Source organism: Faecalibacterium faecis (assembly GCF_040096475.1).
GTDB classification, from domain to species: domain Bacteria; phylum Bacillota; class Clostridia; order Oscillospirales; family Ruminococcaceae; genus Faecalibacterium; species Faecalibacterium taiwanense.
In genome coordinates this window covers 112,616-122,072 of the sequence record NZ_JBBMEP010000008.1, presented here as the reverse complement: position 1 = coordinate 122,072, position 9,457 = coordinate 112,616, and the positions used below count along the sequence as shown (strand labels likewise).

General features: G+C 56.9%; 8 protein-coding genes, 2 tRNA genes and 1 pseudogene. 6 read left to right on the top strand and 5 right to left on the bottom strand.

Annotated features, from left to right (window positions below; all coding sequences use genetic code 11):
* Positions 1 to 555 (top strand): annotated as a pseudogene (locus WMO17_RS05955) (hypothetical protein); the annotation flags it as partial.
* Between the two features lie 126 nt (positions 556 to 681).
* The gene (locus tag WMO17_RS05950; RefSeq protein ID WP_097776957.1) at positions 682 to 1,065 is read left to right on the top strand and encodes a hypothetical protein; all 384 of its coding nucleotides are present in this window, start codon (positions 682 to 684) and stop codon (positions 1,063 to 1,065) included.
* A gap of 261 nt (positions 1,066 to 1,326) precedes the next feature.
* On the opposite strand, the gene WMO17_RS05945 is transcribed toward WMO17_RS05950, so the two are convergent.
* Together WMO17_RS05945 and WMO17_RS05940 are read right to left on the bottom strand one after the other, a co-directional pair.
* On the bottom strand, positions 1,327 to 2,907 hold the full coding sequence (locus WMO17_RS05945; protein ID WP_349137650.1) for a lipase family protein: 1,581 nt from the start codon (positions 2,905 to 2,907) through the stop codon (positions 1,327 to 1,329).
* A gap of 153 nt (positions 2,908 to 3,060) precedes the next feature.
* Entirely contained in the window at positions 3,061 to 3,942 is an 882-nt protein-coding gene (locus tag WMO17_RS05940; RefSeq protein WP_005943485.1) for a LysR family transcriptional regulator, read from the bottom strand.
* Between the two features lie 251 nt (positions 3,943 to 4,193).
* On the opposite strand from WMO17_RS05940, the gene WMO17_RS05935 reads away from it, so the two are divergent.
* Entirely contained in the window at positions 4,194 to 4,949 is a 756-nt protein-coding gene (locus tag WMO17_RS05935) for a TraX family protein (RefSeq protein ID WP_349137649.1), read from the top strand.
* A 47-nt stretch (positions 4,950 to 4,996) separates the two neighbouring features.
* Here WMO17_RS05935 and WMO17_RS05930 read toward each other — a convergent pair whose 3' ends face one another.
* From WMO17_RS05930 to WMO17_RS05920, 3 genes are all read right to left on the bottom strand, one after another.
* Positions 4,997 to 5,926, bottom strand: a complete 930-nt coding sequence (locus WMO17_RS05930; protein WP_349137648.1) for an AEC family transporter — start codon at positions 5,924 to 5,926, stop codon at positions 4,997 to 4,999.
* Between the two features lie 87 nt (positions 5,927 to 6,013).
* Positions 6,014 to 6,107: transfer RNA gene (locus WMO17_RS05925), tRNA-Ser, on the bottom strand.
* 34 nt (positions 6,108 to 6,141) lie between these two features.
* Positions 6,142 to 6,229 (bottom strand) — tRNA-Ser (locus tag WMO17_RS05920).
* A gap of 221 nt (positions 6,230 to 6,450) precedes the next feature.
* Here WMO17_RS05920 and WMO17_RS05915 point away from each other — a divergent pair.
* The 3 genes from WMO17_RS05915 (at position 6,451) to WMO17_RS05905 (ending at position 9,451) form a co-directional block, all read left to right on the top strand.
* A complete protein-coding gene (locus WMO17_RS05915) occupies positions 6,451 to 7,083 on the top strand; it encodes a LexA family protein (RefSeq protein ID WP_005943491.1) in 633 nt (210 codons plus the stop codon).
* Positions 7,084 to 7,310: 227 nt separating this feature from the next.
* Complete coding sequence (locus WMO17_RS05910) at positions 7,311 to 8,669, top strand: putative DNA modification/repair radical SAM protein (RefSeq protein ID WP_349137647.1); 1,359 nt, start codon at positions 7,311 to 7,313, stop codon at positions 8,667 to 8,669.
* Positions 8,648 to 9,451 carry a TIGR03915 family putative DNA repair protein gene (locus tag WMO17_RS05905; RefSeq protein ID WP_349137646.1) on the top strand — a complete coding sequence of 268 codons (804 nt, stop codon included), beginning with the start codon at positions 8,648 to 8,650 and terminating at the stop codon, positions 9,449 to 9,451. The genes WMO17_RS05910 and WMO17_RS05905 overlap by 22 nt, the downstream gene beginning before the upstream one ends.
* Positions 9,452 to 9,457 lie beyond the last annotated feature (6 nt).

Here is a 9,457-nt window from a genome sequence, read left to right as displayed (position 1 = left end):
AAGGGTGACGTGGGCAGCACGGAACACCAGCGGCAGATCATTGATACCTTTGTCAACTCGGTCTACGTCTTTGATGATCGGGTCGTGCTCAACTTCAACTTCACGGACGATGCCAAGACGGTCACTTGTGAGGAAGTGTTGGGTTCGAGTGCCGTGGACAATGCTCCACCAAAACAAGAGCCTCTGACTTTGGTCAGGGGCTTTTTTGCTGCGTCATCCACTAACCTACGTCAGAGCCGGACGGTACAGGACTCGAACAGGGCGGCGGCGCATAGCGCCATAAGCAAAGCCACAGTGCGGCTTTGCTTAGCCCGCGGTTCCCAACGGCTAGGAATGTCTACCAAGAAAGATGTCGCCCGACCATTCGGTCTGGGAATGTGGTGGGCGGTACAGAACTCGAACAGCAATAAACAAAGGCAGGGTATCACCGTGGCGGTGTGCCCTGCCTTTTGTTTTGCATCCTCCTATATTGTGCGTTTCGGGTCAATCGCTGCGTACGTCCGCACATGGTCGGTACGCACGTACGCAGGAAAAAGGGCAAGTTCTGATATATAACAGTAGTCTTTTATTGTGTAATATGATATACTCACGTCAACATAACAATTGTGAATGAGCGCAATTTCAAATGGACATCAATCGTATTTTAAGTGAACGAGCTATCTAAAAAAGGAGGTATTTGCTATGAAAAAAGCATCGAACATTTGGGTTCGCAGAGGTCTTTTGCTTCACCGTTTGCATGGACAGGAATTAGCATTAGCTCTCCTATTAAAGCAAAAACCGATGTCTGCTCCACAAATTTGCTCGTCCCTTTTGGAAAAAGAAATACGCTTTGACCGCAAGAAGATTGGAAAACTTTTGGCAGACCTTGAATGGTGGGGAGTTGTCTCTAACGATAGTGGTGTATATAGCTGCCAATGCGCTGTGCTGGATAACTGTCAAGAGCGCTATAACGAGAGCCAGTTGATCGATTTGATTGGGTTGACTCAAAACACTGTGAACGGCCAATCTTTTTATAGTTCTATGCCTCCGATGAGCGTCAGTTCTCGTGGACCCAGTGGTGCATAATCATGTAATTTCCAAATAGTAAGAAGCAGGGTTTGGGGCAGGCACGCCCCAACAAGTTCGCGTTTGCGAAGCAACAAACGCCCCAGTGGGGTGTTTGAGTGGCAGCCCGGTCTTGCGCTGGAAAATTATAAAAACCCGGAATCTTTTCGGGGCCAACGGCTCAAAAAGGGTTCCGGGTTTCTGATTTTGCGCTCTTCCTTTGTGCAAGCTGCTATCGCATTTTTATTTTGCAACAGCCCCTCTTTTTTATTTCCGGAGATTTTATTTTCGGGTATAGGCTTCCATGCCGTGCTCGGCGGGGTCGTAATATTCCATCAGGGTGATGTAGTTTTCCGGGTAGTGGCAGAATGCCGCACGCAGAACGCTGTCTGCCGGGCTGTTCACGCTCATCAGGCTGAGGATGTAGTACACCAGCATCCGCAGCACATCGCTCTCCACCTCGTAGCACAGACCCACCGCCAGCACCGGCACCACCACCTGCTGCGCCCGCAGCGGCACGATGGCCCCCACCTGCTCCAGAATGGGTCTGCTCATGGCCGAAGCCGTCATCACGCAGCGCAGCACCTTCGTCCACGACATTTTACGGATGTTCTCCATGCTGCGCAGCCGTTCCATCACAGCTTCATCGTCCAGGATCACGCCCTCGGCTGCCTCTTTCTCCGAGAGGGTAAAGGCACACTGCAGCATATCCATAAAGGCAGCTTCATATTTTTCGTGGTAATTTGCGGCGCTTTTGCAGAACGCCAGAGCCGCCGCGATCACCGAATCCACATCTTCCTTTGTGGCCAGCTGGTCGAACCGCAGCGGCACGCCGCCCATCCGGTTCTCGATGATGCTCAGATCATCCAGCTCGTTCTGGTACGCCGTGGAGGGCAGAAAGCGGTCGTTTCCGTTGCGGTGGTAGCCCCACTCTTCCGGCATCACGCGGGCCACGATGTCGCCGCTGGAAATGATGTTGAAGATATTGCTTACATCCCAATCCGTTTTCAGTCCGCCGTCTGCAGTGTGGTCGTTGTCGTAGTCCGCCTGCAGATCCGGGCGGTCTGCTGCCGTCAGTGCCGCCGGTGCGGCAAAGGTGTAAACAAAGGTATTTTCCTGCGCGATCTGCGGCAGCTGCTGCCGGATGCGCGCCGCCGTCAGGTTTGCCACAGCCGCGCCGCGGCTGTAGCCGCCCAGCCAGAGCTTGATGGTGCCCAGCGTTCCCGCTGCAGCCTCAGCTTTTTTCAGGTAGTCCTGCAGATCTTCAAAAAAATGCTCTGCTGCTGTCACAAAGCCATAGTGCCCGCCGCCTTCGCCCACATGCAGGTTGCTGGCCCACTCGGCACCATAGCCGACACCGCGCAGCATGGCAGCAATAATGGTGGTGCGCTGGCCATCCTGTACCAGTGTTTTCTGCGCAAAAGCACAGCCCGCGGTATCCACCGGGGTGTTCAGGCTGCACTGGTAGCCCGCATAGACCGCATTGGCAAAGCCAAGCTTCTGGTAGGCATCCGCAATGCTGTCCTCACGGCCCGCTTCACCCTCCACCCAGTAAAGCGCATCGCTCTGGTAGGTGTTGCCGCTTGCCGCCACAAGGCCCAGCGTTGCCAGTGCCAGCTTGTGGCTGTACTGCAGCGCCGTGTTCTCAAAAAAGGCATCTGTATAATAAAAATCGTGGGAGAGATCTGTTTCGCTGTGGTCGCTGCGGAAAGCAAAGGAGTAGTAATCCTCCGGCACCGCACTGCCCACCACAGCCTGTGCGGCCTGCGGCAGCAAAGCCTCTGCCGCCGCGTGCGGGGCCAGCACGCCTGCCACGGCAGCTGCTGCCGCCTTGCAAAAGGCACGTCGTTTTATGGTCTTCATCTTCCTGCTCCAATCAAGGCTTCTGCATAAAACCAGCCTGTTTTTCTAAGTATAGCGGATTTTGCACGCTGATACAATCGCTCTTTCTTAATAAAAAAACAGTCCATGCTCCACACACAGACTGTTTTATGGTATAGTATAAAGGTGTCCGGCTCATCTCAGCTCGATCTGCCTGCAGTAGTCCACGATGTGGTGGAACATCTGTTCCACTGCCGGGGCCATTGCGGCGGGGCGCTGCACAGCCAGGCCCACCACACGGTCTTCCTCTGGCTCGATGGGATAGATCTTGATCGCAGCCTTGCAGTCGCGCAGCAGCATCTGCGGCATGATGGAAATGCCCAGACCTGCTTCCACCATGGCGATGTTGGACTGGTCGTCAATGACATGGCAGCGGCGCTCGGTGCCGATCTTATATTTTTTCAGGAACTGACGCATTTCAGCATCGGTGGCATCGCACTGCACAACGAAGCTTTGGCCGTTCATCAGGGCGGGAGTCATCACGCCGTTTTCCGGTTCGGGCCAGTCCTGCGGCACGATGCACAGCAGCGGCTCGCGGAACAGCTCGGTGAGGTTGAACTCTTCACGGCAGGTGGAGGAAAGGAACGCGATATCCACCTGACCGGTTCGCAGCCATTCCTTCACATCGTCGTAGGTGCCCTGATACACCTCGATCTCGATCTGCGGGTAGTGGGTCATAAAGCTTTTGAGCAGGCCCGGCAGCAGCGAAGCACACACCGAGTTGAATACGCCCAGCTTCACCTTGCCCTTTTCCAGGCCGTTCAGGCGGGCGATGCTCTGCTTGAGGGCCTCGTCGCTGTTGAGCACATCGCGAATAGAGGGATACAGGGATGCGCCGTAGCTGGTCATGGATACGCCGTTCTTGCCGCGGTTGAACAGAGCAAAGCCCAGCTCCTCCTCCATTACGGCAATGGCGTGACTGATGGCCGATGGGGTCAGGTGCAGCTGCTGTGCCGCCTTGTTGAAGCTGCCCTGCCGGGCCACGGCATCAAAAATCTCGTAGGAAAAAAGCGTCATGCCCAAAGCCTCCTTCCGTTTTTACTGGTTCGGAGACGCCCGATTCTCTGTGAATCTTTTTCATCTTTCATTTGAGATAGTTCAATTATCTTCTTGATTGTACTATCCCGCGCCTTTTCTGTCAAGCATTTTTGCCCGATTTATGCGCCTTTCCGGCGTATTTTGTCAAAGATGACGCAGGAGCCTGCCAGCCTGCGCCGTATCATTAAAAAGCACAAAAAGTAGATTTTTTATCAAGTGAGGGATTCCTTATGACCGAGACTGCCAAAGCCCCTGTCCGCTGTGGACTCAGCGGCACAGCGCTCAAATACATCGCCTGCATCACCATGCTCATTGATCACATCGGTGCTTCCTGCATCGAAGCCGGTATCCTGCTGCCGGCCCTCGCCGCCGGTGCTGCCAGCTGCAGTGGCATCCCGGTCAGCACCCTGCTGGCGGCAGACCGTGTGCTGCGGTATATCGGGCGGCTGGCCTTTCCCATCTTCTGCTTTCTGGCCGTGGAGGGCTTTCTGCACACCCACGATGTAAAAAAATACGTCCGGCGGCTGGTGCTGTTCGGCCTTCTGAGCGAGGTGCCTTTTGACCTTGCCTTTTTCCGCACACCGTTCGCCCCGCAGCACCAGAACGTTTACTGGACGCTGGCGCTGGGCGTGCTGGCTATGGCAGGGCTCAAGCGCTTTGAAAAGGAAAACGGCCTGCCCGGCTGGCAGGGGCTTGTGTGGGCGGGCGGCTGCGCCGCGCTGGCGCTGGTTGCCAACACCGACTACCACGCCATCGGCGTGCTCATCATCTGCACCCTGTACCTGACCCGCGCAGACCGCAAGCGGCAGTGCCTTGCAGGTGCGCTGCTGTTTTTGTTCGAGCTGACTGCGCCGCTGGCCTTTGTGCTGGTCTGGTTCTACAACGGGCAGCGCGGCGCGTGCAGTCCGCTGCAGAAAAAGGCCTTTTACTGGTTCTACCCGGTGCACCTGCTGGTGCTGGCAGGTATCACGAACCTTATGCTATAACAGCAGAAAGCCCGCCGTCCAAAGACAGCGGGCTTTTTTACAGCTTCTCACATCGGGAACATAACGCCCGTCAGCAGCAGCATGGCAGGCACTGTGACCAGCATACACACGGTGGAGTGGGCCACCGCCTGACTGGCAAGGGTCGCTTCGGTGCCGGTCTGCTTGGCCAGCACAGCGGCAAGGCTGCCGGCCGGGCAGCAGGCGATGATGGACAGGCCGGTGCGCAGCACATTGTCCAGCGGCAGCAGCCACAGCAGCAGCATGAACAGCAGCGGGAACAGGATGCCGCGCAGCAGGGTGACCCGGTACAGGAAACCGGTGTGCAGCAGCGCACGGATGTCGCTGTCTGCCAGCAGCACACCTACGATCATGAGCGCCAGCGGGGTGGTGCAGCCGCCCACCGTACTGCAGAACTGCTGCACCGGTGCGGGCAGCCGCCAGCCAATGGCCAGCAGCACCAGCATAGCCACCGTGGCAATGTTGGTGGGGGTGATGAAGGTCTTGAGCCGGATCTTCTCGCCGGGGCGGAACAGGCACACCACATAGGTAAAGAACCATACATTATAAGAGGCCATGGCCATGCCTGCAAACACGGTGCCGCGCGCGGTGCCCAGCAGGGCGCTGCACAGCGGCAGGCCGATGAAGCCGCAGTTGGGCATAGCCGCCGTGCCCACCAGCACCGCATACTTGCCCGGCGTGTCGTGGTGCAGCCAGCTGCTCAACCGGCACAGGCCGGTGGTCGCCACAAACAGTGCCAGCAGCAGCACGAACAGAACCCCTGCCTGAGTGAGCAGCTCCGGCTCACCGTCCACGGCTGCACCAGCCAGCATGGTACAGGGCAGCAGAAGCTTCATAATAAAATCCGACAAAAACTTGCTGTCACGATCCTTGATAATGCCGCTGCGTGCACCCACATAGCCCAGCAGCACTTCCAGAAAGATCACCGTGATCTGACCTGCCAAAACGCCAAACGCCATTGGTTCCTCCTTTTTGTTCCACAAGCCGCATTTTTCCTTTAAAAAGGAAAAAGCCCATTGATTTCAACGAATCAACGAGCTTTTTCTTGGCGGAGTAGGAGGGATTTGAACCCTCGCGCCGTTGTTTAGACGACCTACGCCCTTAGCAGGGGCGCCTCTTCGACCTCTTGAGTACTACTCCAGAGCAAAGTGTGTTACACTTATTCAATAAAAAATGGCGGAGAGAGTGGGATTCGAACCCACGGTACGTTGCCGTACGGCAGTTTTCAAGACTGCTTCCTTAAACCACTCGGACATCTCTCCTTGTGGACATCCGCCTTACGCCGTGTCGAATGCCTATTTAATTTACCAGATTTGCACGCCGGTGTCAAGCCTTTGGGACAATTTTTTTCTTTCAGCCCTTAAAAACAAAATTTACCACAACCTTTTTGGGTCTTGGCCTGTTTCAGCTCTTTACAAGTACACCTTTTTGTTGTATAATAAACACAAGAAAATTTCCTCGCGGTGTAAAGGAGAAATATACCATGTCGTTTTCAGAACTTTTGAAGCAGTGCCGCAAAAAGCAGGGCATCAGCCAGGCTGAGCTGGCTTCCAAACTGGGCGTGACACAGCAGGCTGTCGGCAAATGGGAAAGCGGCAAGTCCTCTCCCGATCCGTCTACCGTGGCCCGCATTGCCGAGCTTTTGAACACCACAGCAGATTATCTGCTGGGCCTGTACCGCCCGGTAAGCAATGTTTCCGCCCCGGAAGAGCGGTTCTTTGGCAGCTATTCTGAAAGCCTGATCCCGGTGATCGGCACGGTAAAGGCCGGTTACGGTGCCCTCGCCTTTGAGGAGGACTACGGTCAGGAGTATGCCCGTGTGAAGGACCCCTCCAACTATTTTTATCTGGTGGTGCGCGGCGACAGCATGGAGCCCCGCATTCAGGATGGCGACCTTGCCCTTGTGCACAAGCAGGACACACTGGAAAACGGCGACCTTGGCGTGCTGATCTACGGCGATGAGGGCGAGGGCACCCTGAAGCGCTATATCCAGCGCGGCAACTGCGTGGTGCTGCAGCCCTTCAACCCGGCCTACAGCGAAATGGTCATCAAGGGCGAGGACCTGAATCATCTGCACATCGCCGGCCGCGTGGTGGAGACCAAGGCGAAGTGGTAATAACTCCTTCCGTCTGCTCACGCTGTTCGCAGCCACCTTCCTCATGGAGGGAGGCCTTGGCAAAACCGGAAACTTTCCCGTGCGGCCAAAGGCTCCTCCTCCGGGGGAGCTGGCACGGCGGCAGCCGTGACTGAAGGAGTTCGGCACAAATTGATGTAAAGCCATCTGCAATTTTGCGCATGGCTTTATTTTTTGACCCTTTTTCCCACTTTGGAGGTGTATTCTGCATGGAACAGACCCTGATGGACAAGCTTACCATTCTGGCCGACAGCGCCAAATATGATGTTGCCTGCACCTCCAGCGGCGCATCCCGCACCGCGCGGGCAGGCATTCTTGGCAGCTGCTATGCACCGGGCTGCTGCCACGCCTTTACCGCTGATGGCCGCTGCGTGAGCCTTTTAAAGGTGCTCATGACCAACTGCTGTGCCTTCGACTGCAGCTATTGCGTCAACCGCAAGTCCAACGATATCCCCCGTGCCACCTTCACGCCCCGGGAATTGGCTGAGCTGACTGTGGAGTTTTACCGCCGCAACTACATTGAAGGGTTGTTCCTTTCCAGCGCGGTGCTGGGCACGCCGGACTACACCACCGAACGGATGCTGGCCGCCCTGCGGCTGCTGCGGGGCGAATACCGCTTTGGGGGCTACATCCACGCCAAGGCCATCCCCGGCACAAGCCCGGAACTGTTGCAGCAGCTGGGATATCTGGCCGACCGCCTGAGCGTGAATGTGGAGCTGCCCAGTGAGCAGAGCCTGAACCTACTGGCCCCGGACAAAGGGCGGCACTCCATTTTCCGGCCCATGAAGCAGATCGCAGTTTCCGGCGCGCAGAGCAAACAGGAGCTGACCGTCTACCGCCATGCGCCAAAGTTCGCACCCGCCGGGCAGAGCACCCAGATGATCGTAGGTGCTTCGCCGGAGACAGACTACCACATTTTAAAGCTCACTGAGGGCATGTACCAGAAGTACAGTCTGAAACGGGTGTTCTACTCCGCCTACATCCCGGTAACCGAGGACACCCGCCTGCCTGCGCTGGACACCAAACCCCCGCTTTTGCGGGAGCACCGGCTGTATCAGGCTGACTGGCTGCTGCGGTTTTACCAGTTCAAGGCAGACGAAATTCTGGATGAAGCCAATCAGAGCTTCAACCCCTACCTCGACCCAAAATGCAACTGGGCCGTGCAGCACTACGGGCTTTTTCCGGTAGATGTGAACCGCGCGCCCTTTGAAATGTTGCTGCGTGTGCCGGGCATCGGCCCCAAAAGCGCCCGGCGCATCTGGCACGCGCGCAAGCTTTCCAGCCTTGGGTTGGACGAGCTGAAGCGCATGGGCGTGGTGCTCAAGCGGGCACAGTATTTCATCACCTGCAAGGGTTTTGCGGGTGCGCACCCGGGCCGTGGCACCGCCGGGCGGGAGCGCATCACGCAGGCGCTCATCGACCCCAACGTGTTCGGCGGCAGCTGCGAACAGCTCAGTCTGTTCACGCCGCCTGCGGTGGACGATCTGATCACGCAGGGCGTGGCACCGCGCGCAGCTATGCGTATGGTGCGGGAGGAGGCGGTGCAATGTCTGGCGAAGGCGCTGTAAATGTTCAAGTTCAGAAAGCCCGCAGGCTCCACGATGCGGATGTGGTGTACCTCTACGACAGCAGCTTTGAAGGCTTTCTGTGCTGCGTGTTCGAGAGCTTTGCCCAGCACGAGATCCCCTTTGCGGTGTGGACACCCCAGCAGGAAACTTCCACCCTGTACCCGGTCAAGGACATCCCCACCGACCACGCCAAGGCTCAGCGGGTGTTTGCCAGCTTTGGCAGAAAGCTTGGCCCCGAGACAGAGTATCTCGTCAGCCGGGATTTCCTCTCCGGGCGGGAGGACAAGGAGCTGCTGCTCATCCGCTTTCTGCATCTGGCCTTCGCCCTCGGCCCCGGCACCGTGAAGCGCACCGGCCACCCGGACGTGGCCCCGCTGTATGAGATGAAGAAAAGCCTTGACTGGGAAGTGGACAAGTTTCAGGGCTTTGTGCGGTTTGAGGAGCACGACGGGATGCTGGGCGCCGTCATCCACCCCAAAAACTACATCCTGCCGCTGCTGCGGCCTCACTTTTGCGGACGGTTCCCGGAAGAGAACTTTATGATCTACGATGCGGTGCATCAGGCTGTGCTGCTGCAGGAGGACCACAAGGCCCAGCTGCTGGAGCTGGCTGCACCGCTGGAGCTGCCGCCGCCCAGCGAGCGGGAGCAGCAGTTTCAGGCATTGTGGAAGCAGTTCTACCAGACGCTGGAGATCAAGGCCCGCCACAACGAAAAATGCCGCATGACCCACTGCCCCAAGCGCTTTTGGGCCGATATGGTGGAGATGAAAGATGAATTTTAACAAAAA

Excerpts from the sequence above, each read along its gene's own strand:
- WMO17_RS05950 (WP_097776957.1), top strand. The coding sequence starts at position 682 with ATGAAAAAAGCATCGAACATTTGGGTTCGCAGAGGTCTTTTGCTTCAC.
- WMO17_RS05945 (WP_349137650.1), bottom strand. The coding sequence starts at position 2,907 with ATGAAGACCATAAAACGACGTGCCTTTTGCAAGGCGGCAGCAGCTGCC.
- WMO17_RS05940 (WP_005943485.1), bottom strand. The coding sequence starts at position 3,942 with ATGACGCTTTTTTCCTACGAGATTTTTGATGCCGTGGCCCGGCAGGGC.
- WMO17_RS05935 (WP_349137649.1), top strand. The coding sequence starts at position 4,194 with ATGACCGAGACTGCCAAAGCCCCTGTCCGCTGTGGACTCAGCGGCACA.
- WMO17_RS05930 (WP_349137648.1), bottom strand. The coding sequence starts at position 5,926 with ATGGCGTTTGGCGTTTTGGCAGGTCAGATCACGGTGATCTTTCTGGAA.
- WMO17_RS05915 (WP_005943491.1), top strand. The coding sequence starts at position 6,451 with ATGTCGTTTTCAGAACTTTTGAAGCAGTGCCGCAAAAAGCAGGGCATC.
- WMO17_RS05910 (WP_349137647.1), top strand. The coding sequence starts at position 7,311 with ATGGAACAGACCCTGATGGACAAGCTTACCATTCTGGCCGACAGCGCC.
- WMO17_RS05905 (WP_349137646.1), top strand. The coding sequence starts at position 8,648 with ATGTCTGGCGAAGGCGCTGTAAATGTTCAAGTTCAGAAAGCCCGCAGG.